Source organism: Veillonella sp., assembly GCF_015058545.1.
Classification (GTDB): Bacteria; Bacillota; Negativicutes; order Veillonellales; family Veillonellaceae; genus Veillonella_A.
In genome coordinates this window covers 1-25,345 of record NZ_SVCB01000021.1, presented here as the reverse complement: position 1 = coordinate 25,345, position 25,345 = coordinate 1, and the positions used below count along the sequence as shown (strand labels likewise).

The following is a 25,345-nucleotide window of genomic DNA, read 5'->3' as shown; positions in this document are numbered from 1 at the left end:
GGGCCAATGATAATCGGATAACCGATTTTATTGGCAAATTCAACGGCTTTATCTACGTCGCTGAAAATATCACTTTCCGGTACCGGTTGGTTAATGCGTTCCATGGCTTCTTTGAAAAGTTCACGGTCTTCGGCCTGTTTAATAGCTGCCAAAGTTGTACCCAACAGTTTTACGCCGTATTTTTCAAGAATGCCCGCTTCAGATAATTCCACCGCCATGTTGAGGCCTACCTGGCCGCCCAAAGTAGCGAGCAAGCCGTAAGGACGTTCTTTGCGGATAACTTCCGTTACAAATTCCAAACTGATTGGTTCAATGTATACGCGGTCCGCAATGTCGCGGTCCGTCATGATGGTTGCCGGATTGGAGTTTACGAGCACTACTTCATAGCCTTCTTCACGAAGGGAGCGGCAAGCCTGGGTACCGGCATAGTCAAATTCTGCTGCCTGGCCGATAATAATCGGGCCCGATCCAATAACGAGTATTTTCTTATTTTCCATTGTCATTGGTCAGCCCTTTCTATTTATATTCTTTCATCATTGCTTTGAATTCGTCGAACAAGTACAGATTGTCAGTCGGTCCCGGCGATGCTTCCGGATGATATTGTACCGACATGATTGGCAAGCTGTTGTGGCGCATACCTTCCACAGTGTTATCGTTCACACTGCGATGGGTAATCGTGATATCAGCGTCTTTTAAGCTGTTTTCATCTACCGCAAAGCCGTGGTTCTGTGAGGTAATGTACACGCGACCGGTGCGAAGGTCTTTAACCGGATGGTTGGACCCGCGGTGACCGAAACGTAATTTATACGTGGAGCCGCCAAACGCTAAGGACAATACTTGGTGACCCATGCAAATACCGAAAATCGGTTTTTTGCCGAGTAATTTTTTAATTTCTTCAACGGCGTAGCCGAGGTCCGAAGGGTCCCCCGGTCCGTTTGACAAGAAAATGCCGTCCGGATTTACGGCCAATACGTCTTCCGCCTTAGTGTCGGCTGGGAAAATGGACAAGCGGCAACCGCTCGCTTCGAGGGATTTCAAGATATTTTCTTTAACCCCGAAGTCATAAACGGCCACGTGGTATTCAGCGTTTTCATTACCGCGAAAACCTTGCCACTTGGTAGTTACCTGCATAACCTGGTCGGTCGGTAAATCTTGTTTTAACAACGCGTCAATGCGTTCCTGCGGCGTATCTACCGGGCAGATAACGCCTTTCATAACGCCGTGATTACGGATGTTACGGGTAATGGCACGAGTATCCACATCATAGAGACAAGGTACGCCGTACGCCCGTAAATATTCTTCAAATAAGCCTTCATTTTGCCAATTGCTTGGGAAGGTACAAAGTTCGCCCACAATCATACCGCGGCAATATGGTTTCGGTGCCTGCGCGATGTCGCGGTACACGCCATAGTTACCGATGAGCGGATAGGTCAATGTGATAATTTGATCGGCGTACGAAGGGTCGGTCAAAATTTCCTGGTAACCAGTCATACCGGTGTTAAATACAACTTCGCCGAGGATTGGTCTAGCCCCTAAGAGCTTACCTTCGTATACGGAGCCATCTTGTAATACTAATTTGCCTTTCACTGAGTCACAACTCCCTCTTTCATCACAATATTACCATCTACAACCGTCAATTTGGCTTTGCCCGTTAAGGTCATGCCGTCAAACGGACTTGTCTTACCTTTAGTATAGAATAAATTGCGGTCTACCGTCCACTCTTCGTCGGTGCTGAAAACAGTGATATCGGCGGTTTTGCCCACTTCTAAAACGCCCGCATCAACGCCCATGATTTCGGCCGGACGAACGCTCATGAGATTTACGATTTCATCCAAAGTCAAAATGCCGGTTTTATAAGTATGTGTCAAAACGGCTGCCAAAGATGTTTCAAGGCCGCTGAAGCCGTTCGGTGCACAGCAGAATTCCACGTCTTTTTCTTCTTCCGCATGCGGTGCATGGTCGGTAATAATGGCATCGATGGTGCCGTCTTTAACGCCTGCTAAAAGAGCCTGACGATGGTCTTCGGAACGAATCGGCGGTGCCATTTTGAAAGCCGGATTATATTCACGCAAGTATTCATCGGTGAAGGATAAATGCTGCGCCGTTACTTCACAAGTTACCTTAATGCCCTTCGCTTTAGCCGCACGGATTTGGTCTACCGTGTCTTTACTGCTTACGTGAGCGATGTGGATGTGACCGCCGGTCATCTGAGCAAGGAGCAAGTCGCGAGCCACGGCCATATCTTCCGCTACGGCCGGACGACCTTTAACGCCCATTTCATAAGCTACGAAACCTTCATGCATATGACCTTCATGAGTGAGGCTCACTTCTTCGGCATGGTCGATAACCGGTTTGTTGAACATGCTGGAGTATTCCAAAGCGCGGCGCATGAAAGCGGCGCTTTCCACATAGTGACCGTCATCGGAGAAGCCTACAACACCGGCTTCCGCCATGTCGCCCATTTCGGCAAGTTCTTTACCTTCAAGGTTTTTACTTACGGCCCCGATGAATTCCACTTTTACAAGGCCGGTTAATTCAGCCTGTTTTTGCAAACCGCGCACCAACGCCGCATTGTCTACGACCGGTTTGGTGTTAGCCATGGTGGCGATTCGGGTAAAGCCGCCGGCAGCCGCTGCCTGAGTCCCGCTGTGGAAGTCTTCTTTCGCTTCCTGACCCGGTTCACGCAAATGGGTATGCATGTCGATAAGGCCCGGTGTTACGATAAGGCCGGTTGCATCATATACTTCGGCGCCGTCAGCGCTTAAATTCTGACCGATTTCGGCAATCTTGCCGTCTTTCACCAAAATATCGGCTACTTCATGTTGTTGTTTTTTCGGATTTACAATGGTTCCACCCTTAATCAGCAAGTTCACTGCCGTCACCTCCTACAATCGTCAAGTATAATACAGCCATACGTACCGCTACGCCGTTGCGTACCTGTTCCTGAATGGCCGATTCATCGCTGTAAGCCACATCGTGAGCAATTTCAAGGCCACGATTCATAGGACCCGGATGCATAACCATCACATCGTCTTTGGCCAAGGCCAACACATTTTTATTGATACCGAAGATGCGTGCATATTCACGATTCGTCGGATATAAAGCAGAGTTAATACGTTCTAACTGAATGCGTAATACGTTGATTACGTCGGCGTCTTTCACCGCTTCACGCACATCGTGGTGAATGGTTACGCCCATTTTGGCAAGTTCCGGATACAGTAAAGTACGCGGACCAACCAAGTGAACATCGGCGCCCATTTTGGTAAAACCGTAAATATCGCTGCGCGCTACACGGCTGTGCATGATATCGCCGGCAATAACGATTTTTTTACCTTCCAAAGTGCCTTTGCGTTCGATAATGGAGTACATATCGAGTAAAGCCTGGGTAGGATGTTCGTGAGCTCCGTCACCGGCGTTGATGATAATCGGATCAACCACTTTAGTGGCGTATAACGGGGACCCTTCCGCACTGTGACGCATTACGATGGCATCGGTACCCATATATGATACGGTAAGCAAAGTATCGCGGAAACTTTCACCTTTAGCCATGGAGCTACCGCTCTTCGTGATGTTAATAACGTCGGCGCCCAAATATTTCCCGGCCAATTCGAAGGAACTGCGCGTGCGCGTACTGTTTTCCATGAATAAGTTGATGATGGATTTGCCTTTTAACAAAGGATACTTCTTATCATCCGATAAGACGATTTTCTTCATTTTCTTGGCTACGCGTAATATAAGTTCAATTTCTTCCTTTGTAGCATGCTGTAAACCCAGCAAATGCTTGCCTTTCAAACTTACTTCTCCCATTGTCAGCCTCCTTAACTGAGATTCCCGGTTTATAACAAAAAAAGACCTCTTGCCTGTGGCAAAAGGTCTATAGCAGACTTAGTGATACACCTATAGCAATATACAGGTGCCTACCATATCCTTTACTAGCCTCACAGGACTAACTTAAAAGGTAAATTGTCGTGAAACGAACAGTCTCTCGTACCGTCCTTCTGTTTCTTCTTTTTATATTTTACCTGTCTCAAGTTAGCCTGTCAAGGTTAGTATTATGAAGTTAAGTTTGTCAAAAAATCATATGCCTTAGAGGTTGAACGTATAGCTGTGGCTCCTAAAATTTTCCTACCATCATAGCTTAATTTTCGCTAAGCTTTGTCAGTTGACGAACGCTTAGAACTTAATTTCAGCCCCTACGCGCCATACGCGGCCGTACATGTTGAGATCTTCCACATCTTTATCGAGGATGTTGTTTACCGCTACGAAGGCCGAGAAGTTTTCATTAAAGTTACGCGTTACCGCTGCATTCAATGTATTGAAGGAATAGAGGTCATAACTGGTGCTGCTGCGGCCGCTCGCATTGTACGCATAGTCATGAGTGAAGCTGTTCCAAAGGACTGCATTGTAGCCGGTCTTCTTGTGATCATCGTATACGAGTTGTACCGTCGTAATCGATTTGGCGCGGTTCAACAAACGGGTATCCGTCGTTTTATCCTTCGCATCGATATAGTTGTAAGTGCCTTTTAAGGTCAAGCGGTCGCTCAATTTATGACCTACCGTTAATTCTACGCCGTTAATCTGTGCTTTATTTACGTTTACATACTGTGCATGGTACACACCGGTAGCCGCATCACGCCAATGATTGTAGTTGATTAAGTTGGATACCTTATTATTGTAGTACGTGATTTTGCCGAAGGAGTTACCGCGTTCGCCTTCCAAGGAGAAGTCAAAGTTGGTGGATTTTTCCGGTTGCAAATCCGGGTTCCCCACTACATTTACCATGATTGGTCCCGGACTGTGCCACATATCCATGTAGAGTTCGGACACGGTCGGCACTTTATAACCCTTACCGTAGTTGGCTTTGAAACGAAGGTTATCCTTAATGCTGTAATTTAAACCGATATGCGGTGACACATTGGAACCGAAGGAGCTGTTATGCTCATAACGAACCGATGGCTGGAGCATAAGTTTATCCGTTACCTGCCAAGTATCTTCTACAAAACCGGAGTAGGAGTTAACTGTGTGGGCTTCCTGGGTTTTCACACCATTGGAATCTGCTTGACCGCCCAAACGGGTACCCGCATAGTACACCTTGCGATATTCACCGCCGAAGGTCAACGTATGTTGATCATTGAGGAACATGGTGTTCTGCGCATCCGTTACCCATGTATAGTATTTCGCGCGGTCATAGTCGGAGCTCGGATACATGCGCTCCATCATGGTCTGTGCCACTTTGCTGAAGCGGCCCAAGAAAGAAAAGTCCACATTATTGCTCATATCATAATCTTTTTTAAGCTGATTATAGTACGTGCGCACTTGGTATTCGTTTTTAGCGGTCGCCCCGGTATAGGTAGCACTCAAACCGTAGCCCGTATTGTTGTAATGCTCCACCTTGTCTTTTTGCTGGTCATAGGTCATGCCACGACTGATACCCTGCACATCGGCCAGCTCGGTCCGAAGTTTTTCTTTAAAATAATTCGCATCCAAACGAAGTTTATTCTTGTTGGCGTTTTCAAAATCATAGGTAGCACTAATGTCAAAATTCTGACGATTGCCAAACATATAGCGGTTGTAGCCTTCACTACCCACCTTAGTGGCAGACGCTTCCGTTACGGTCAAAATATTCTGAGGACGCACTTTGGTAAACTGAGCGCCCGTTGTCAAATTCCAACGGCCCTGCTTGCCGGAATCATAGCGATAATAATTGTTCTGTTGTCTTGTCCCCGTATTAACACCGACTGTTACGCCTTCTTTATCAGGAATCTTCGTAATGATGTTAATAACACCGCCCATAGCATCTGAACCGTATAGGGAGCTCGTCGCACCGCGTACGATTTCCACTCGTTCCACCGTATCAAGGCTCATGCGGCCCAAGGTATACACATTAGCCGTACTGTCCGTATCTTCACCGGCAATACGCTTGCCGTCCATCAAAATGAGGGTATGTTTTGTATCCATACCGCGGAGCATTACCTGATTCCCCGTCATAGCCGATTCGGCAAGACTCACATTATCTGCCAACTGCAAGGCGGATACCAAATCGGTAGCACCCATGCGTTTCATATCTTCAGCCGTAACTACTTCTACCGCCTGCGGTGCTGCTTTCACGGTTTCCGCTGTTTTGGACGCCGTAACGACTACCAAATCCGTTTCTAAATCAGCGGCTTGAACACCATATACCGGTGCCAATAACACAGCTAAGGTCATAGCACGCAACACAAGTTCTTTGGATTTTACTCTTTTCATCTCTAAACACCTCTAAACAACACACAATAAAAACACAAATCAAAAACAACACAATAATTACAAGACTAACAATTATATAAATTAAAAAGCACACGACATATTAAAACGGAATTATTCCGCAAAGCACATAAATTCCCCGATTACATCTGATTTCCACAAATGCACTGCTCCCCGTAAGCCAAAACCTTTATGGACTCTGACTTTATAAAAACAACACCTAATCTTATAAAAAAGCAGCCAAACACAATCACCGCTTCTTCATCTAAAGGTTCTAAAAAAATCCGCAGCACAGATAAGGAACTTCGTTCTACCGAGACTACTCAGTCCTATCTGTGCAACGGAATCTATCATAACTTCCACTCGGAAGTAGTATCAGCCTAAACATCTTGGCTGTTATAAACAACTATCAGTAACCTTATGAGGTACTAGAATTTCATTTCCGCACCTACACGCCATACGCGGCCGAATAAGTACAAATCATTAATCTCTTTATTCAAGATATTTTCAACGGCGGCAAATACGGAGAAGTTTTTGTTAATCCGTTTCGTAGCCGATACGTTAAGCGTATTAAAGCTATAATATTTGCTGTTAAAATAATAATCTTCTGTAAATGAATCCCAGAGGGTAATATTATAGCCGTTAACTTCTTTATTATCGTACGACAACTGCGCCGTGCTGATGGATTTAGGACGGTTGGCCAAGCGGCTGCCGTCGCTTTCATCGGTGGCGTGAATGTAATTGTGGCTCAATTTAAAGGTCAAACGATCGTTAAAATTGTAGCCCCAGGTAGTTTCCACGCCTTTAATGCGGGCTTGGTCCACATTGACATATTTATAAGTCAGGAAACCGCTGATGTAACCAACCATGGTGGAATCAATCAAGTTCTTGATGCGATTATCATAGTAGGATACTTTGGCAAACATTTTGCCCCGTTCCCCTTCTAAAGAAATGTCAAAGTTCTTGGATTTTTCCGGTTTTAAATCTTCATTGCCCAAGATGCGATACGAGAACGTACCTACTGTATGACTGAAGTTCATGTACAAGTCGGAAATGCTTGGTGCCCGATAACCTAAACCATAATTTGCTTTGAAGCGGAAGTTTTTGGAGAAGTTATAGGTTGTCCCCAATTTTGGTGATACATTGGAGCCGAACTGTTCGTTATATTCATAGCGAACGGCCGGTTGTAAAATCCACTTATCATTAACCTGCCAAGTGTCTTCCACAAAAGCAGCTACGGAATCAACTTCATGCTTAGCCTTGTCCTCCAAACGAGTGCCCGCATAGGCGTTTTTACGATACTCAGTACCGAACGTGAGGGTGTGTGCATCGTTCACATACATGGAGTCATGCGCTTCCACCACGAAGTTATAGTACTTGCCGTCTTCATTGAGCGAGGACGAAGCCGGACGATACTCACGGTTCAAACGATCATAATAGGTTCGAATCTGGTATTCGTTCTTCTCGGTTTTGCCCGAATAGGTCATGCTCAAATCGTAACCATCCTGATTGTAGCGAGCGATAGACGATTTGTTGTTACTTGATGTTTGCATCTTAGACGTCCAATAGCTAGTGTCAAAACGAAGTTCATTCTTGTTGGCGTTTTCAAAGTCATAAGTAGCGCTCACATTGTAGAACTGTTTATTGCCGTAAAGGCTCGGCTGATTGTAAATCGGATTGGATGCCGTCGAAGAACTCGATGCTACATTGATTTCTCTGACTTTGGTAAAACGTGCATCCGCCGCCACATTCCAACGGCCCTGTTTACCGCTGGTGTAGCTGTACCAGTTGGTAATTTCACGATTGCCCGTACTGATGCCTACCGAACCGCTTGCTTCACCGCCCTTTTTAGTGATAATATTGATAACACCACCCATGGCATCGGAGCCGTAAAGGGCACTGGCTGCACCGCGGACAATTTCAACGCGTTCCACATTGCTGAGGTTGATGCGGCTCAATACATAAATATTAGCCGATTGCGCCGTGTCTTCACCGGTCATGCGGCGTCCGTCTACCAAAATCAACGTATAACGGGAATCCATGCCGCGGAGCATAACCTGATTGCCCGTACCGCTTTGAGTGCCGGCCGATAAGTTCAAGTTATCGGCCAGCTGTAAACCGGTCACTAAATTATCGGCGCCCAATTTCTTCATGTCTTCTGCCGTGATGACTTCAACCGCCTGCGGTGCCGCTTTGATCGTTTCCTGCGTCTTCGCCGCCGTAACAACGACCGTGTCGATATGTTTTACGGTTGACTCCGAATCCGTATCGCTCGCCGTATCCGCCGCCCACACCGGGGCCGCCAAAGCCGACACAACCAAAGCTGTCAATATAACACGTTTTTTAGCTATTCCGTTCATTTCAAATCTCCCCTAAATTATTTATGTGCTTTTAAAAAGTCCCAAAACACTAAGCTCCATAAGTAATTTGCAGTGATAGAAATCTCCCGACTTACAACACCAACTATCACACAACTCTGTCTCTGTTAACTTTGAACTACCGACCACCTCCATATTTGAATTGCCCTCAAACCTTACAGCCAAACCGCTTGCACCTTCACACTTACTTTGCGGTTAGACGGTTTTTACGCAGTTCCCGTTAATTAATCTCTCCCTATATAGCGGTATAGAACTTTCTATACTTTTTGAAAAAAACTATGTATAAAAAAATGACATAATAAAAGGACCTGTCTGCACCAATATCCTACTGAAAACCGCTTGTACGCCTATGCATATCAACGGCGATTTCGTTTGTGATATTCGGTGTTTGATAGGTCCTTACCTATTATGTCAATTTATTACACTCAATATGTTATATGTATTAATCAAACCGTTATGGCTTGAATGTTACTTGCATGCTACAAATTTATGCTATTACCCTAATTTGGCCAAAACATCTTTAGCAAATGCTGCTGCATTAGCCAAGTCGTTAGCATCCGGATGAGAGGCCGCCTGTTTATGGCGTTCTTCACGTTCCGGATTGCGTCCGTGCGGATGACCGTCCGGGAAGATTTTGAACATCATCTCGATGACTTTCGGATCCACTTTGCCTTGGCACATGAAAGTCCCGATAGGTTCCTGCCCCTTAGGCAAAAGACCGGTAGCGGCTACCATGGTTTCTTTCGCATGGGGCATCATCGGCGGTACACCTAACGTAGCAAAGAGAGCTACTTTTTCATTATCGATGCGTTTTAAAACAGCCTGCGCCGCTTTATCCGCATTGCCCTGGTCGGCCCAGAAGCCCATGAAAAGCAAGTCGTATTGGCTCAAATCAGCGGGTGCTTCGTTTACCGGCACACAAGGCGTACCTTCCGGTAACACACCTACGATTGCTTCCGCTACTTGTTTCGTATTCCCTGTACGGGACGAGTAAATAACAATGCTATTCATCTATATCTCCTTTCAACGTTTCCGTTTTGAAAATTCTAAAGCTACCGACTCTCATACGGCACGCAAATGTTGTACGTTACGCCGTTAATCTTAAGTTCGGTAAATACCATCTGTACTTCGTACAAATCGCTGAGAACCGGTTCTGTGAAAATCTCAGCCACCGGACCGTCCGCCACGATGTTACCTTTTTTCACCGCAATCAAGCGGTCACTGAAATGCGCCGCATGGTTCAAATCGTGAAGCACCATGATAACCGTAATGCCTCTGGTGCGATGGAGTTTCACGACCAATTTCATGAGCTCCAATTGATAACGCACATCGAGGAAGGTGGTCGGTTCATCCAAGAGTAAAATGTCCGGCTCCTGCGCTACGGCCATGGCGAGCCAAGCACGTTGCCGCTCACCGCCGGATAAATCTTTCAAGGGGCGGTGCTGCAATTCCACAAGGCCCGTTTCTTCCAGTGCCGTTTGTACCGCCGCCACGTCTTCCGTAGTGAGCGAACTGAAAGGATTCTGATAGGGCAAACGACCGCACATGACCAAATCCCGCACCGTCATATCTGCCGGTGCCTGCGCCGATTGGGGCAACATGGAAATAATACGGGCTACCGCTTTCGAATTCATGCCGTGAATATCTTTACCGTCAAGATATACGGTACCGCCCAACGGCTGTAATAAACGGCCCAAGGTTTTTAATACTGTCGACTTACCGGAACCGTTCGGCCCGATAATGGACACGATTTCCGGTTTGTCAAAAACGAGCGAAACGTTTTCACCCACAGCCCGCGTATCGTAACCGATACGGCCGTTTTTCATAACTAACGATCTTGTCATGCGCGGCTCCTCCGTTTCAATAAGTATAAGAAGAACGGTGCACCCAAGAAGGATAAGAAAATCCCTACGGGAATTTCAGCGGGGCCGAAAATGGTGCGGGCAAACGTATCGGCACCGACCAATAAGCCGGCCCCGAATACAGCCGATGCAGGCAATAAGTACTCAAAATCAGAACCCACTACGAGGCGCATCAAATGGGGTACAATTAAGCCTACAAAGCCGAGTAAACCGGCCACACTTACGGAAGCAGCCGCTAAAATTGCGGCCAAAAGCACTAAAATGATACGCGTTTTTTTCAAATTAATGCCCAGTGACAAGGCTACTTCTTCGCCCATTTGCAACGCATTGAGTTTGCGGTAGTTCCAAAGAGCCCCTACCAAGCCGATAATGCTGTACGGTAAGACAATCCACACATAGGTCCAACGAGCGCCGGCAAAACCGCCGGCCAACCAGTTGACTACGCCCTGAATTCTATCCGGGAACATAACGGACAAGGCCGTCGTACCGCCACCGAAGAAGGCCGCCACGGCCACCCCGGCTAAGATAAGTCGCAAGGGGTTAATACCGCGGTCCCAAGCGAGGATGAATACAACCGCTAAGGCTACCAAAGCACCTACAAACGCGGCTAACGGCACCCACGCCGTCAAGGCCGGTGCCAAAATCATAACCGCCATGGCCGCCACACCGGCACCGGCCGTTACGCCGATAATCCCCGGGTCCGCCAACGGATTATGCAATACACCTTGCAAGATACAGCCCGCCAAGGCTAAATTCATTCCTACCAAGGCGGCTGCAATCACGCGCGGCAAGCGCAAATAATATAGGATACGCTCGGTATCCGCCGAGCCCTGTCCTTGCATCACGGCTAACAGTTCCTGCCAAGTAATAGGCACGGCACCATACATAAAACCGGTAATAACAACAAATACCAAGAATATACCGGCTACAAGATATGTCAGGCGGCGTTTACGTTGCCGCGAATCATGGTACGTTTGATTTTGTTTCGAAGGCACCGCCGTTTGCCCGTTTATGGCTCGCTCTTGCGCTTTTATTGGTGTTGATGTGCCGGCCGGCGCGTTACGGTTCGTCATGAGCCGCCTCCTTTCCGTATAAATCATCATACATAATTGTGAGCGCCTCACTGATGCGCGTGCCCGGATTAGCCGCAAATAAGCCACCGGACAAGTAATAAATCCGCTGCGTTTTTACAGCACTTACATCAGCCCAGGCAGAACTCTCAAGCATCTCACGTTTAAATACATTAACGCTGTCCGATTTAGGCGACATGCTGATAAAAAAGATAACTTCCGGATCGGTTTTCACCACATATTCCATGCTGAGCGGCACATAATCACCGTCAAGTCCGGTCGCCATATCGGCTATATTATGCCCACCCAGAAGCTCTAATAAATTGCCGCTAAAGGCTTTATTAGTGGCCATGCTGAAACTGCCGGGCGCACCGAAAATAATAAGGCTGCGCGGTCCTTTTTGTTTTTTAGCATCATCAACAAGTTTATTATAATTCGCCATCGCTTTGTCAGCCGTTGCTTTCGCAACATCCGGCTGATTGGTGAGTTCACCGAAAAAGGTTAGTGTCGTCACCACATCGTCATAGGTGTCTAAATCATTAATGTATAACGGAATATCCGCCTGTGCTAGAATATCCCGTAAGTTCGTGTTAAACGGTACATTTATACCGATAACAAGGTCCGGATGAAGCCCGATAATGGCCTCCACACTGGGACTATGAAGAGTCCCGACTGCGGGCACATCCTTCGTCTTTTCCCGTATTTCTTTAGAAATATACGAGGAGGTAGGCTTACCGACTACAGTGCCGCCAACGGCATAATACATGTCTAAGTTGGCGGAGTTCAAAATAACGACGCGCTTCGGATGCTGTGGAATCACTACTTCGGTACCTGTCGCATCCGTTACCGTGCGCATCGGAATCTGCGAGTTGTCCTCATGAGTCAGGGAAATCCAACTTGTCAGCGCTATGACGCACAAGACTACGATGGTCACCGGAATCAATACGTATCGTTTCAACCGGACACCTCATTTCCTTTGACGCTACGCACCACATGAATGCCCGCCGGTTGCTCCTTAATCATGCTGCCCATGTGCCCTTTTATCATCCCTTCCGGTTCGGTCATAGCATGTGCCGATTCCTTAGCAATACCGGCCGGATGGCCTTTTGGTACGCCACCGGGATGACCGGCCGGCTTACCCGGCGCATTTTGGGCCGCAATGCGTTCGTGGGACATGCTCGATTCACCGGTCAGTAAATACTTAGCCAACTCAATCGTTGTTTGTGTCAAATTCACATGCCAGAATTCACCGGCCAAGGTTAATTTATACATAATCCCGTTATGTTCAACGAGGCCTCGTTCACGCCACAAATCATAGAGCCAGGTAAGCTCGGCCAAACGTTCATCGTAGGCCACTAACGGTTTCAAATCAAAGTAGCAATGCTCCAATTGATCAACGATGATATTCGCCACTTCCTGTAACGGTGATTGCTTCATAAGCACCATGAACGGTTTTTGACCCGCTTCTACCATGTGCTCATAAGCACCCAACGAACGATGGAGCATCGTCATGTAGCCACCTACATTACCGCCGGCGCCACAGCCGAACGGAAACATGGGATAACCGCGTTTAGCCATGGTGTTATATAAACTGCGTTCACGGGAGGAGCGGCTCCAATGAGCGGCACTGAGGCGACGATAATTATACGAATCAACAAATGCGCGCGCTTGGGCAAACATGGCCGCCTGTTCACGAGTGGTCGCCGCCGGCGATACTTTGCCGTTCTTGATGGCTGTATTTAAATCACTGTTTTCAAACACATTGAGCTGATATAAATCCATCCCGTCGATTGGCGCCGCTTCCAGCATTTCTAAATCTTCCTGCCATTTTTCAGGAGTCTGATCCGGCAAACCGTAGATTAAATCGACCACCAAGGAACATTGATTGTACTCTTTTAACCGGTGCAATCGCTCTAAGATGGTCGCTTGGTCATCAAGGCGTCCCAATTGGCGACGAATCTTCGTGTGAAAAGACTGTACGCCCAAAGACATCCGATTCACGCCGTTGGCGAACCATGCTTCCATTTTCTCCGGCACCACATCATTGATTCGCCCTTCCAAGGTTAGTTCGTAATCATTGGCTAACGGCAAACATTTTTTAATAGTCTGCAATAAACGAGCCGCATTGGTTGCCGATAACGACGTGGGTGTACCCCCACCGATAAATACGGTCTGAATTAAACCGTCTTTTAAGCGACGCTGCGTGGCATCACTTTCTAAATCCTGAATCAATAAATCTATATAACGGTCCTCAGCGGACTGATTGGCCGCGTTTTGAAAAAATCCGCAGTACAAGCACTTTGTCTGGCAAAACGGAATGTGAATATACGCCGATTGCAATTGGCCTTTAACCGGCTCTGTTGCCATGACCTGCTGCCATGTTTGTTGCGCTTCTTCAGGGCTTAAAGGACGACCGTTGAGACCGGCATGAACGACGCGCTTCGCATCAAAGGCCTCCATCAACGGATTATCTGTAGCCCGCCCCAATTGCATCAATCGCTCTTCGGGGGACATCTTCGCAAATAACTCTTCCGGTTTCATCATATACAAATCCTTTCCATAACTTTGAGATGCTATGCCTTCACAGCTCTATTTGCAAAACTTATGCCGACTTTAATACGTTTTTCACGGCACGAATTCGGCTTATTTATTGGTGGCACCGATGGAGAATTTTTTAATTCCCGCACTGCGTACCAGGTCCATAATGGCGACCACTTGACCGTGAGCCGAATGAGCATCGGCCTGAAGCACTACGGCCACTGCCGGATTGGCTTCCTGCTTAGTCACCAGTACCTCTTTGGCATCGGTCAAACTGAGCGGCTTACCGTCGATTACGATATGCCCCGCCGTATCCAAGGTAATAATAACCGGCACATGCTTTTGTTGCACCGCCGCCTGAGCTACCGGGAGTTGCACATCCAGCGACTTTTGCGCCACCGTTTGCAAGCTGTTCATCATAAAAAACACGAGTAAAAAGAAAATAATATCAATCATGGGAATAATCATGAACATGGGCTTTTGTTTCAATCCAAATTGCTTGAACATAGTATCACCATTCCTTTTTCATGGCATTCACCATGGTTAAACACAATTCTTCGGAACGAATCACAAACTGATCCAAGCGATGACTGAAATAGGTATAAATGGCAAAGGCGATAATAGCTACGCAAAGACCTGTAGCCGTCGCAATCAAGGCTTCCCCGATACCGCCCGTAATGGCCGCTGCCCCGCCGCCGTTATCGAGGACACCGAAAGTACCGATCATGCCGGTAACCGTCCCCAACAGGCCCAATAACGGAGCCACCGTAACGATGGCACTTAAATAATCCAAATACCGTTTGAAGGACGACGTTTCAAACGTCATTTGCTCCATAAAGGCATTTTTCATACTTTGCTCCGATTCTCGATTACTGCAACCGGCATGCACTACGCGACTGATAGATAAAGGATACTGCTGACAAAGCTCGTCGATTTCACGCCAATTGCCGGCTTTGGCACTGTGATACACGCCATGAGAAAAACCGCGCCCGCCTTTCGTATTCAATCTGAAAAAATACCAGCGCTCTATCCCGATAGCCACGATTATTAGCGATAATGCCAGCAAAGGGTACATAACCAAACCACCGGTGACAAATAAATTAACGATATAGTTTATACCTTCCATTATAATGGCCTCCTTAAGCCCTAGCAAGCGAATTCAACCTTCTATACCAATTCGCTATACATTAAATGATAACAAATCTTAATTTCAGTAAACTACCCCAAAACACCCAAACCAATCCGTTTGGACATTTAATCCACTCATTCATATGACTAATTCAGTAAATATTCGAAATAAATTTAACACATTAAGTGAATCAATTTAAAATCGCAGGTCAACTAATTCACCGATAAATCAATACATTTATTATACTTACCTTAATTGAGCATTTTATTTTTTACCCGATATTCCCTCGGATTACAGCCCATAATTTGCTTAAAAGCAGAAGAAAATTTGCTGCCGTTTTCATACCCCCAACGATTAGCTATCTCCAAAATCGTGTCATTGGTATTCACCAAATCTTTAGCGGCAAAGTTCATACGACAACGCTTCACATATTGGTAAATCGTAATGCCGTAAACCCCTTTAAAACAGCGCTTAAGGGCCGTCATAGAGATACGGTGCCGATTCGCCAAGGCTTCAATGGTGTGATGATTACCGAGGTCGTTATAAATTTCATCATGAATCCGCTTAATCGTTTCCACTTGAGCACGCTCGAAATAGATATGCTCATCCCCCGACTCGCACGTCAATGTGCCAAACAATACAAAAATCTCCACACATTTCACGCGCAAATACACTTCCGGCAGGACATCCGGCACATTATACAGATCCATAAAAAGCTCTTTTAAACGGCCCGTATCCTTCACCAGCCCCACACCGTTAGCCGTGCAGAAACGATTGCATACTTCTTCAAGGTCAATGCTGTTTTTGCCCACAAAGGCATCCACCGCCGCCTGCGCTTTCGGTACATATACGGCGAGCGACAAGCCTTTGTAAAAACCGGTAGGAAAATATGAGCTGTGACGGAAAGTACTGCATGTTTTCCAGCCTAACGAAATATCGCCGCCATTCATATACAGGCATTTGCCGTTTTCAAAAGAACATTCAATGCGCCCGTCCTGGCAAAAATGAATCTCAAACAAACCGGACATGGGCTTGGCATTATGAGTAATTCGCTCCATCACGACATCGTTATAGACGATGTCGATACCGTCAAATACGGGCTGACTAATCATGCGGGCATCCCCGTTTTCATCCTTGCGCTCATATACTTTACGATTGTGCAAAATCTCGAGCAAACGCGTGCCGGAATCCTGCATTTTATCCCTAATCGATTCTACTAACTGCATATTTCCTCCAAAATGCAAAAAGACCTTTCTGTCAGTACAAGCTGTATACCTACTTTGAGGTTATACAAAATCTGTACTTACAGAAAGGTCTTTACTCTAAATATCAATTAATTGCTTTAGTATTCTTCATCTAAACTAAATGGATTCTCAATTCTATTCTTGAGAATTAATCTTAAATAAATTATGTTAGTTTGTCAAGCGAAAACTAATCGGAACATTCACCGTGATACTTTCACCGGTCGGGTTGTTATATGGCGTGGCATTATACACTGCCTTCAATGCCGCATCGGCAAGCAACGAATTAGTTGACGATATTACATCCGCCACTACTAAATTCCCTCCGCTGTCCAAAGTGACCTGTACCATCACATCGCCTTCAATATTACGCCTTACAGCCATGGGCGGATACGATTTATTGGCATTGACGGCACTCCAAAAACCATCCATATCAAAGGGCTCACCGGGAGCTACGCCTTCTTCTGTGCCGTTCCCGACACCGGCACCTTCACCATTACCAAGGCCTTCGCCAACGGGACCACCCGCTTCATTTGCCCCTTGACCGATACCGTTAAACGATGTAGTGGTACCTTCGTGAGCCCCCGGTATAGCCAATGTACCACTGCCGGGCGCTACTACCGATGCCGGTGCCACCGCTTGCGGTGTTTCCGACGGTGTCCCGCCGCCATAACCGCCGGCTGCCGGATTCGTAGTTTGACTCACCGCGGCTACACGCTGACTCACATCCTCTACGGCTAAGGGTTTGGGAAACTCTACTTGTTTCGCTATTGTCTCTTCCTGCGCCACAGGAATCGATAAATCAATTTCATACGCCTCTGATGCCGCCATCTGACTCATGTGATAGCCGATAACGCCTAAAGCGACAGCAGCTATTAAATGAAAACCAAGCGAGCCGATGACGGCTTTACGCCATACAAATACCTGTTCCATAATTACCTCCTTATACGATAAATCCTAAGTCTAATCCTATCTAAATCAAAATTTAGATCAATTTTTACCTTCAGGAATTATGAGAATATTACTCAATAAGTTAATAATAACAGGGACATGTTGAGAGTTCTGCTCCAAAAAGACATTTAATTTTCAATTTATGGGTAAACTTGCGGTATAAAGCAAAAAGTGAGAGCGAAATACATCGCTCTCACTTGAATTAATTTATTCTACTTTGCAACTAGGCCACTATTCAGCGCAATCTTAACTTTGCCTGTAATTATGCCTGTGGCACCAATAAAAACTGAATCGGCAAATTAGATGCTCCGGCGGGAATAAATTGAATCGTCAATAATTTACCCGCTTTATAGGTGTTGAAATACTGGCTGTCTTCCGTCGTATTATTACCTAAAAATAAGCGTGCTCCCGTCGGTACATTATAAATTTCCGATTGGCCGTCATACGTTACCTTAAAGGAACCGGCATAGGCTCCGCCCAAAGGGTTGATGTAAAGGGCAAAATCTCGATTGCCCATAGTGGGAATCGTCACTTCATAGCTCACACCGTAATTACCGCGATTCGTTACGGCCGTACCGCTTACCGCCGCAACAGTGCTTACATCACCTGTAGCACCGGCAGCACTTCCAGTACCTGAAGCATTGGAAGCTGTATTTGGCGTCAATTCATCAACGCCTTCCACGAAGGGATCTTCACGGTCATTAGCTACCATAACAGACACAGGTCCCAAGGAACTGTCAAAGGGCTGCATCAAGGTCAAACGACGCTGAGCGCCCACATAAGTACCGCGCAAGGCCACTTCATCCATAGGCAAAGTTTCCGCCATCAAAGAACCGCCCAAAGCCGGTGTTTCAAAGGGTAACATCATGACTTTTACGTACACCGGACCGGTAGACGTAAAGTCAAAAATCCCGGAGAACAAGTCATCCTGCGGAATCGGGATTTTATCGAGTTTTGAAAAGAAAGCTTGTTTGCCGCCCGGCGCCAACGTCACCGTATCAAGCACGGTTGGCTTTAATTTGGCCTCAGCCTGAGCCTGCTGACGAACCTCTTTACGCCAAGCCTTAACCGCCTGTTCACGCTGTTTGCCCACTACATCATCGCCTACTTTGACAGCCTCATCGTCACCTCTTTGGTCGGCTACGGCCATCTTCTCAATCGCGCCGCCCGTATTGGCCGTAGCGCCATTAGCTGTCGCTGTATTGGCTACGGCTGTATCGTCCGTTGATTTATTGGTCGTGGCGGTATCGGCAATTTGTTCAATCGTATCCTTCTTTGCGGTTACTGACGGCACCGGTACACCGGCTGCCTTTGCCGACCGTTCCCGTTGAGCAGCCGGTTGCCATTGACGATTCGTGCCCACGTATGGCGCATCCAAATCTTCCCGCGACAATTCACTGCCCACTACAAAATATTCACGATTCGGTTCTGCAAAAATCTCACGGTGAACCGTCACCTCTACATTCTTTTTGGATGTATTTTCCAGTACAATGGCAATTTTTTGAGGTTCTTTCATTTCATTAACAAGATAGAAATACACACGACCCGTGCCGTTAACCGTACCGGCCGCCAATACACCGCTTTTATTTACATATTCAGGACTGTCAGAAAAAATCAATGTGTCTTTTTCTTCCGTCAAAACTACAGGCAGTGGCGTAAAGCTTGTAGTTTGGAAGTTCACCGTTTCCGGCGGTGCCCCGATTACAAAACCTACGCCCCGTGTCCATAACGCGACTAAGATGGCTAACCATCTATATTTATTGCGTAATAATTTCACTGAATTATTCCTCTTTCCTAGACAAACTTTTACTTCAAAGAGTACTTAAACATACTCTTGATTCGAAGAGTTTTATTCACACAAACTCTTCCAAGCCCATAGGCTCATAAGACAGTGCTAATTGCTCCAATTTACGGAAGCGATGGCCTACGCCGGATTTAGAAATATGGCCGCCCAAAAGATCAACCAATTCCCCTAAACTGGCGTCCGGATTATCCAAGCGTACCATCGCCACTTCCAATAATTTCGGAGGCAAATCGCTAAGCTCTTGATGTCGCTCAATGATACGAATACTCTCGAGTTGACGCACCGCCGCATTCACCGTCTTTTGCAGATTAGCCGTTTCACAATTTACCTGCCGATTAATCTGATTACGCACCGTTTTGACAACGCGCACCGTTTCAAATTCCATAAGGGCTGACTGAGCCCCCATGATTTGGAGACAATCCGTCACGGCGTCACCTTCTTTAATATACACCACATACGAGTCTTTACGCTCGGTTACGCGCGCTACAATGTGAAAAAGCCGTAATACTCTGACGATTTCATTGGCAAAATTTTGATTGCTCGTCATAAACTCCAAATGGTAATCACTTTCCGGCTTATTAACGGAACCGCCTCCTAAAAAGGCACCGCGCAAAAAGGCACGACGCCCTTCCATCGTTGTCAGCCACTCTGCCGGTAAGGCCGTATCCATGGGCCATAACGCCATATCCTCTAAAGCCTCACGTCCTTCAACGGTAGGTTCTACGGTTAAAGTATACACATTCTTTTTGCGCAGATTTAAACCGCGACGAATGAGGACGGACGTATGTAGCGCATAATGAGCCCGTAAAATAGACAATACGCGGCGTGCTACCGCATTATTGGCGGTCGCCAAACGAATGCCCACACGGCCCTGACTGCCCAATAATAATGAACCACCCATGCGCAATAAACAAGAGGCTTCTACTTTGGCAGACAAACTGTCTTCATTTTTGTACTGACACAGCTCGTTTTTTACATCTTCTGCAAACGACATAGGTGCCTCCCTTCTCTTTTCTCAAAACTGCCGGTAATGTAGCAGCAGGCGTACGCCTTAGTTAATACAAAATCTGACTAAAATCGCTGTAACCGCATCAGCCGCACTAATTACATCAATCGCTTCAAGAATTACAGGTGATTAACGGTCTTCGCGTTTTAAATAGTATTCTAGAATATGCGGTTCCAAACCGGACTGCATGGCGTAAATGACATCCATTACGATTTTGCCGAGGCGTTCCGGATCATGAACAGCCGTTTCCGGATGCTGAATAAGGCCGGCACGCACTGTACGCACCCCAAGACTGGCCAATTTATCTGTATCCACCTTCACCGGTTCGGCGCCTACTGCTTTATACTTCTCGATAACTGCTTCGTCAAACGGCACATCATTAACAATAGCCGTATCGACAATGCCTTGACCGGCCAAGCGTTGCAAGGCTGCCACATGATCGGCCGCTGTATAACCGTCCGTCTCACCCGGCTGAGTCATAACATTACAAATATAAATTTTTGGTGCCTTAGAAGCCTTAATATGCTCTGCAATTTTATCAATCAAAAGGTTTGGCATAATACTTGTATATAAGCTGCCCGGTCCCAAAATAATCGCATCCGCTTCATCAATAGCTTGCAAAGCAGCTCCTTGCGGTTGCGGTAAAGCCGGTTCTGTGAAAACTCGTTTAATTCGTTTTTGCACGGTCGGAATCTGACTTTCACCGGCCACAATGGAACCGTCTTCCATTTCCGCCATGAGTACAATGTTCTGCGTAGACGCCGGAATAACACGACCGCGCACCTTCAAAATCTTACTGGATGCGTCAAGCGCCTTATCCACATCTTCATCAAGAATCTGCGTCAACGCGGTTAAGAATAAGTTACCGAAACTGTGACCGGCCAAGTCGCCTTCACCGCCGAAACGATAGCGGAAAAGCTGTTCCATAAGGCCTTCTTTTTCCGCTAAAGCCACCAAGCAGTTACGCAAATCGCCCGGCGCAATCATTTGGAAGTCTTCACGTAAACGACCGGACGAACCGCCGTCATCGGCTACCGTTACGATAGCCGTCAAGTTGGACGTGTGCGTTTTCAAACCACGCAGCAACGTAGATAAACCGGTACCGCCGCCGATAACAACGACTTTCGGACCTTTCGCCATGCGAATATTTTGGAAAATATAATCCCCCACTTTATCCGTATCGGCCGGAATGATAGCTCGCACCACCGCGCTACCTACTTGCTTAGTGCCGATAGTCATGAGCACGATACCTACCAAAATAGTGATAAAACCGCCGGTCGCTAATGTTGTATAGTTGTACGAACCGGTTGTTTCATATAAAAATTGTAAAAATAAATCTTCAAAGTATGACAGCCATTGATAATTAAGCATCAAGGCCACACCGATGATTACGAGCAGCATACCAAGACCAAACACAACCAGCCATCGTTTTAATTTAAGGCCTGGCGTGAGCCACCGGAATCCTGACATATGTATCATTTGAATTCTCCTATCTAGCGATAACCCTGCCGAATTATTTGATTTCGGCCGCCGTTACCTCGCGAGGATTGCAATCCTCTTCAACATTATTTTTAAACATATCCCGATGCTCAATTGTTGCCCGATAGCCTAATGTCTGTACATGATTATACAACGCTTCCGCCATAGCTACACTGCGATGCATACCGCCCGTACAGCCTACAGCCACCACGAACTGACTCTTACCTTCTTTTTCATAATTAGGCAATAAGAAGTCCATAGTTGAAAACATAGTACTCAAAAATTGTTCCGTCACCTCGAATGAATTAATGTATTCATTAACCTGCGGTACACGGCCCGTTTTATGACGAAATTCCGGATTATAGTACGGATTTGGTAAAAAACGAACATCCCATACCATATCCGCATCAAGAGGAATGCCGTATTTAAAGCCGAAACTTACGACCGACACGGCAATGCCCTGTTTCTTTTCTTCCAATTGTGAAAACTTCTGACGCAAGTACGCCTTTAACTGGCTCGTTTTCATATTCGTCGTGTCGATAATATAATCGACAAACGGACGGATGGAGTCAAGAATCTTACGTTCTTTTTTAAGACCGACCGTAATGCGGCCGTCCGGCGCCAACGGATGACTGCGACGGCTTTCTTTGTAACGTCGAATCAGCGTTTCGTCGGTAGCATCCATGAACACGATTTCATAAGGAACCTGCATTTCTTTGAGCGATGCCAACGCATCCGACAAGCTTTCGAAAAACTGACCGCCACGAATATCCACCACCAGCGCCACTTGATTAATACGGTCGCTTGCTTGGCGGCACAAATTACTAAACTTCGGAATTAAAACGGGCGGCAAATTATCTACACAAAAGAACCCCATATCTTCCAGGGCTTGCATTACCTGTGTTTTGCCTGCACCGGACATACCTGTCACAATGAGTAATCTGAACGTACCTTCCACAATAGGTCTCCCTTCCTATAAAATATGCTCCTCGAGCCAGTGCGCTACCCCGTCCTCTTCATTAGACGGACATATTTCGTGAGCCACCGCTTTTACATTATCATCCGCATTCGCCACAGCCACCGCCGTGCCGGCGTATTTCAGCATGGAAATATCGTTTTGCGAATTACCGAACGCCACTACCTGCTCCGGTTTCAGCCCTAATTCTTCAACCATATGAGCCAAGGTGCTGCCCTTCGTGCAATTCATGCTGTTAATCTCTAAGAAATTCGGCTTGCTGCGCACAATTTCTACTTTGTCCGCAAAATCTTTATTTAAACTTGCTTCAATATGCAGAATCTTTTGCGACTCCGCAATAAACAATAACTTATTCGGCCCTTTCGGTGCAGTGTACACCGCATCACCGATATATACCGGCTTAGCACCGACACCTTTTTCATACATGCGGGACTCTTCCGTTTCATGATGAACGAGCAATTCATCATCAATATAAGACTGCACATACCAATCATTAGTTTTAGCCAATTGCAAAATCTCATTAGCCACCGACACATCTACCGTTTGTTCAAATAACTTTTCACCTGATTCGATGCGCTGCACCAACCCGCCGGAGAAAAGAATCATCGGCAAATCGCCGATATCCATGGCGAGACCTACCGGTCGTGCCGTCTGGTACATGCGGCCTGTGGCAATCACGATGTAAATGCCCTTCGCCTCGGCCTCTTTCAAAATGCGCCGCGTATAATCTGAAATTGTATTATCTTCTCTAACTAATGTATCATCTAAATCAATTGCCAATAAACGTATATCTGCCATAGATACCTCACAATCCGATCTGAATTTTCGTTTATAACCCCGGATGTCTAATTTAAGGGGCTATTATTAAGTATACCATATTTGCTGAAGTTATTCGACTTTTATCAATCTCCAATATAAGGTATGTTACGATGAAGTCAAGCCATATACTTTTATTTTTTTAAAACTATATGACCCTTTAGATCCATTATTCTATTTTAATTTTGAAAGGAGGAATTACTATTGGATTGATTCAGATACCAATAGTGACTATGTATGAATGTCAAACGTTCAGCACTCTATATCAGAGTCTCTCATGAAGAACAAGCCATGAACGGTTATTCCCTGCAAGCTCAAGAAAACAGGCTGCGACAATACGCCTTAGAGCACAACTACCAAATTGTAGACTGTTATCGTGACGAAGGCATCTCGGCACGCAGTCGCCCCGGTCGTCGCAAAGAATTTGCCCGTATGTTACAAGATGTTCAGGCCGGTCGAATCGACTGTATCTTATTTATTAAGCTGGATCGATGGTTTCGTAATGTTTCCGATTTTTACACTTATCAGGCTATTTTGGATAAATATAATGTAGTCTGGGAAACAACGGAGGAAGATTACAATACAAATACGGCACAAGGTCGTCTCTACCTTAACATTAAACTGTCCATTGCCCAAAATGAATCGGACACTACTTCGGAGCGAATCAATTTCGTATTTGCCGATAAAATTAAACGAGGGGAAGTCATTTCCGGAAAACTTCCATTAGGTTACTCAATTCAAAATAAGCATATCGTACCTGATGAAAAAGCGTCTATTATCCGAGATATTTTCAATTATTATTTAAAAACCAAATCAATTCGACAGACCATGATTTATTTAGCTGAAAAACATGGTATCGTTCGTGCCTATCCTACCATTACCAAACTATTGCGTAATAAAAAGTATACGGGCCGTTTTTATGGAATTGATTATTATGCCCCTCCAATTATTTCTCAAGATACCTTTTCGGCCGTTCAACAGGCGTTAAAAAGACCACGCCATCATGGAGCATCCTACTCAGCCAAGGCATTAAGCGAACCATATCTTTTTAAGGGACTGCTTCGATGCCCCTCATGTCACCACCGTTTAGTCGGTATGCGACGACGGTACAAAGATAAAGTTTATGTTTACTATCAATGCCCACAAGCCATTAATCACCCCGATATTTGTGCCAATAAAGCGCTATATAAAGAACCTCAAATAGAAGGTGCACTATTGGTGGCTATTCCCCGACTTATTAAAACGTCTGCCCCTTATCTTTCTTCATCGATATTACAACTATATTTACAGTGTCATAAGGATTATCAGAAATGGTCACTTGTCGGTAAATATCAGTATTGGCATTTTTTACTGAAATCCGTACTACTCCCTGCTATATCGTCTCGAAGTTCGAATTTGTTAAATCCTACAGGAACACAGAAATTAAATGCAAAACTACTTTCAGCAGTATTAAAAGATTCTACTTTAAATGATTATAAAAACAACAAAATATTAACAGAAACAAACTATGTAATACCTATTGAAAATGTACAACTCAATGAAAAATATGCTTTAAAATTCAGTAACAACTAAAATTAAATATGGCAAGAGTTTTAAAACACTAAGATAAATTTTTTCAAACTTAAATTGAAAATTCACTACTTGTTTCACGGTTTTACATAAATTGTACCCTAAGGGGTAATTACAATGAAAAAACGTTTTGCAGCCGTATTTGCAGCAACTGCTGTACTTGGCGTAACTACTGCATTCGCAGCTAACCCATTCTCCGATGTAACTCCTAACGATTGGGCATACCAGAGCGTATCTCAGTTGGCAGCAGCTGGTGTAATCAACGGTTACCCAGATGGCACTT

21 protein-coding genes and 1 pseudogene are annotated in these 25,345 nt (G+C 45.8%); 2 read left to right on the top strand and 20 right to left on the bottom strand.

Annotated elements, in window-relative coordinates; genetic code table 11:
- The 20 genes and pseudogenes from E7204_RS01230 to E7204_RS01135 all read right to left on the bottom strand — a co-directional run.
- A pseudogene (locus E7204_RS01230) lies at window positions 1-503 on the bottom strand (carbamoyl-phosphate synthase large subunit); the annotation flags it as partial.
- 13 nt (window positions 504-516) lie between these two features.
- Complete coding sequence (carA, locus tag E7204_RS01225) at window positions 517-1,587, bottom strand: glutamine-hydrolyzing carbamoyl-phosphate synthase small subunit (RefSeq protein ID WP_295180802.1); 1,071 nt, start codon at window positions 1,585-1,587, stop codon at window positions 517-519.
- A complete protein-coding gene (locus tag E7204_RS01220) occupies window positions 1,584-2,873 on the bottom strand; it encodes a dihydroorotase (RefSeq protein WP_295180800.1) in 1,290 nt (429 codons plus the stop codon). The genes carA and E7204_RS01220 overlap by 4 nt, the downstream gene beginning before the upstream one ends.
- A complete protein-coding gene (locus E7204_RS01215; protein ID WP_127059254.1) occupies window positions 2,857-3,807 on the bottom strand; it encodes an aspartate carbamoyltransferase catalytic subunit in 951 nt (316 codons plus the stop codon). The genes E7204_RS01220 and E7204_RS01215 overlap by 17 nt, the downstream gene beginning before the upstream one ends.
- A gap of 366 nt (window positions 3,808-4,173) precedes the next feature.
- Window positions 4,174-6,246 carry a TonB-dependent receptor gene (locus tag E7204_RS01210; protein WP_295180797.1) on the bottom strand — a complete coding sequence of 691 codons (2,073 nt, stop codon included), beginning with the start codon at window positions 6,244-6,246 and terminating at the stop codon, window positions 4,174-4,176.
- A 425-nt stretch (window positions 6,247-6,671) separates the two neighbouring features.
- Complete coding sequence (locus E7204_RS01205; RefSeq protein ID WP_295180795.1) at window positions 6,672-8,603, bottom strand: TonB-dependent receptor; 1,932 nt, start codon at window positions 8,601-8,603, stop codon at window positions 6,672-6,674.
- 513 nt (window positions 8,604-9,116) lie between these two features.
- Complete coding sequence (locus tag E7204_RS01200) at window positions 9,117-9,632, bottom strand: flavodoxin family protein (RefSeq protein ID WP_295180793.1); 516 nt, start codon at window positions 9,630-9,632, stop codon at window positions 9,117-9,119.
- Between the two features lie 41 nt (window positions 9,633-9,673).
- Window positions 9,674-10,465, bottom strand: coding sequence for an ABC transporter ATP-binding protein (locus E7204_RS01195; protein WP_295180792.1), 792 nt, complete (start codon window positions 10,463-10,465; stop codon window positions 9,674-9,676).
- Complete coding sequence (locus tag E7204_RS01190) at window positions 10,462-11,556, bottom strand: iron ABC transporter permease (RefSeq protein ID WP_295180789.1); 1,095 nt, start codon at window positions 11,554-11,556, stop codon at window positions 10,462-10,464. The genes E7204_RS01195 and E7204_RS01190 overlap by 4 nt, the downstream gene beginning before the upstream one ends.
- The gene (locus tag E7204_RS01185) at window positions 11,543-12,511 is read right to left on the bottom strand and encodes an ABC transporter substrate-binding protein (RefSeq protein WP_295180787.1); all 969 of its coding nucleotides are present in this window, start codon (window positions 12,509-12,511) and stop codon (window positions 11,543-11,545) included. Before E7204_RS01185 ends, E7204_RS01190 begins: the two co-directional genes overlap by 14 nt.
- Window positions 12,508-14,097 carry a heme anaerobic degradation radical SAM methyltransferase ChuW/HutW gene (gene hutW / locus E7204_RS01180; RefSeq protein ID WP_295180785.1) on the bottom strand — a complete coding sequence of 530 codons (1,590 nt, stop codon included), beginning with the start codon at window positions 14,095-14,097 and terminating at the stop codon, window positions 12,508-12,510. The genes E7204_RS01185 and hutW overlap by 4 nt, the downstream gene beginning before the upstream one ends.
- A gap of 99 nt (window positions 14,098-14,196) precedes the next feature.
- Window positions 14,197-14,598 (bottom strand): biopolymer transporter ExbD, encoded by a 402-nt coding sequence (locus E7204_RS01175; protein WP_021841311.1) that lies wholly within the window; start codon window positions 14,596-14,598, stop codon window positions 14,197-14,199.
- A gap of 4 nt (window positions 14,599-14,602) precedes the next feature.
- On the bottom strand, window positions 14,603-15,217 hold the full coding sequence (locus E7204_RS01170) for a MotA/TolQ/ExbB proton channel family protein (protein ID WP_295180782.1): 615 nt from the start codon (window positions 15,215-15,217) through the stop codon (window positions 14,603-14,605).
- A 254-nt stretch (window positions 15,218-15,471) separates the two neighbouring features.
- Window positions 15,472-16,446, bottom strand: a complete 975-nt coding sequence (locus E7204_RS01165) for a helix-turn-helix transcriptional regulator (RefSeq protein WP_295180780.1) — start codon at window positions 16,444-16,446, stop codon at window positions 15,472-15,474.
- A gap of 186 nt (window positions 16,447-16,632) precedes the next feature.
- Window positions 16,633-17,394, bottom strand: a complete 762-nt coding sequence (locus E7204_RS01160) for an energy transducer TonB (RefSeq protein ID WP_295180778.1) — start codon at window positions 17,392-17,394, stop codon at window positions 16,633-16,635.
- A 280-nt stretch (window positions 17,395-17,674) separates the two neighbouring features.
- Window positions 17,675-19,189: a hypothetical protein gene (locus E7204_RS01155; protein ID WP_295180776.1), complete on the bottom strand. Its 1,515-nt coding sequence runs from the start codon at window positions 19,187-19,189 to the stop codon at window positions 17,675-17,677.
- A gap of 76 nt (window positions 19,190-19,265) precedes the next feature.
- A complete protein-coding gene (gene whiA / locus E7204_RS01150; protein ID WP_295180774.1) occupies window positions 19,266-20,210 on the bottom strand; it encodes a DNA-binding protein WhiA in 945 nt (314 codons plus the stop codon).
- A gap of 141 nt (window positions 20,211-20,351) precedes the next feature.
- Entirely contained in the window at window positions 20,352-21,701 is a 1,350-nt protein-coding gene (locus E7204_RS01145; protein ID WP_295180772.1) for a gluconeogenesis factor YvcK family protein, read from the bottom strand.
- 34 nt (window positions 21,702-21,735) lie between these two features.
- Window positions 21,736-22,659 carry an RNase adapter RapZ gene (rapZ, locus tag E7204_RS01140; protein ID WP_021841318.1) on the bottom strand — a complete coding sequence of 308 codons (924 nt, stop codon included), beginning with the start codon at window positions 22,657-22,659 and terminating at the stop codon, window positions 21,736-21,738.
- A gap of 15 nt (window positions 22,660-22,674) precedes the next feature.
- Window positions 22,675-23,475, bottom strand: coding sequence for a Cof-type HAD-IIB family hydrolase (locus E7204_RS01135; RefSeq protein WP_295180768.1), 801 nt, complete (start codon window positions 23,473-23,475; stop codon window positions 22,675-22,677).
- 255 nt (window positions 23,476-23,730) lie between these two features.
- Between E7204_RS01135 and E7204_RS01130 the strand changes: the two genes are divergently transcribed.
- Window positions 23,731-25,065, top strand: a complete 1,335-nt coding sequence (locus E7204_RS01130) for a recombinase family protein (RefSeq protein ID WP_295180766.1) — start codon at window positions 23,731-23,733, stop codon at window positions 25,063-25,065.
- Window positions 25,066-25,179: 114 nt separating this feature from the next.
- On the top strand, window positions 25,180-25,345 hold a 166-nt coding region (locus E7204_RS01125), incomplete at its 3' end, for an S-layer homology domain-containing protein (protein WP_295180804.1).

What these genes read in the sequence shown, in the direction of transcription:
- E7204_RS01215 (WP_127059254.1), bottom strand. Translation starts at nt 3,807, where the DNA reads ATGGGAGAAGTAAGTTTGAAAGGCAAGCATTTGCTGGGTTTACAGCAT.
- E7204_RS01210 (WP_295180797.1), bottom strand. Translation starts at nt 6,246, where the DNA reads ATGAAAAGAGTAAAATCCAAAGAACTTGTGTTGCGTGCTATGACCTTA.
- E7204_RS01205 (WP_295180795.1), bottom strand. Translation starts at nt 8,603, where the DNA reads ATGAACGGAATAGCTAAAAAACGTGTTATATTGACAGCTTTGGTTGTG.
- E7204_RS01200 (WP_295180793.1), bottom strand. Translation starts at nt 9,632, where the DNA reads ATGAATAGCATTGTTATTTACTCGTCCCGTACAGGGAATACGAAACAA.
- E7204_RS01195 (WP_295180792.1), bottom strand. Translation starts at nt 10,465, where the DNA reads ATGACAAGATCGTTAGTTATGAAAAACGGCCGTATCGGTTACGATACG.
- E7204_RS01190 (WP_295180789.1), bottom strand. Translation starts at nt 11,556, where the DNA reads ATGACGAACCGTAACGCGCCGGCCGGCACATCAACACCAATAAAAGCG.
- hutW (WP_295180785.1), bottom strand. Translation starts at nt 14,097, where the DNA reads ATGATGAAACCGGAAGAGTTATTTGCGAAGATGTCCCCCGAAGAGCGA.
- E7204_RS01175 (WP_021841311.1), bottom strand. Translation starts at nt 14,598, where the DNA reads ATGTTCAAGCAATTTGGATTGAAACAAAAGCCCATGTTCATGATTATT.
- E7204_RS01170 (WP_295180782.1), bottom strand. Translation starts at nt 15,217, where the DNA reads ATGGAAGGTATAAACTATATCGTTAATTTATTTGTCACCGGTGGTTTG.
- E7204_RS01165 (WP_295180780.1), bottom strand. Translation starts at nt 16,446, where the DNA reads ATGCAGTTAGTAGAATCGATTAGGGATAAAATGCAGGATTCCGGCACG.
- E7204_RS01160 (WP_295180778.1), bottom strand. Translation starts at nt 17,394, where the DNA reads ATGGAACAGGTATTTGTATGGCGTAAAGCCGTCATCGGCTCGCTTGGT.
- whiA (WP_295180774.1), bottom strand. Translation starts at nt 20,210, where the DNA reads ATGTCGTTTGCAGAAGATGTAAAAAACGAGCTGTGTCAGTACAAAAAT.
- E7204_RS01145 (WP_295180772.1), bottom strand. Translation starts at nt 21,701, where the DNA reads ATGATACATATGTCAGGATTCCGGTGGCTCACGCCAGGCCTTAAATTA.
- E7204_RS01135 (WP_295180768.1), bottom strand. Translation starts at nt 23,475, where the DNA reads ATGGCAGATATACGTTTATTGGCAATTGATTTAGATGATACATTAGTT.
- E7204_RS01130 (WP_295180766.1), top strand. Translation starts at nt 23,731, where the DNA reads ATGAATGTCAAACGTTCAGCACTCTATATCAGAGTCTCTCATGAAGAA.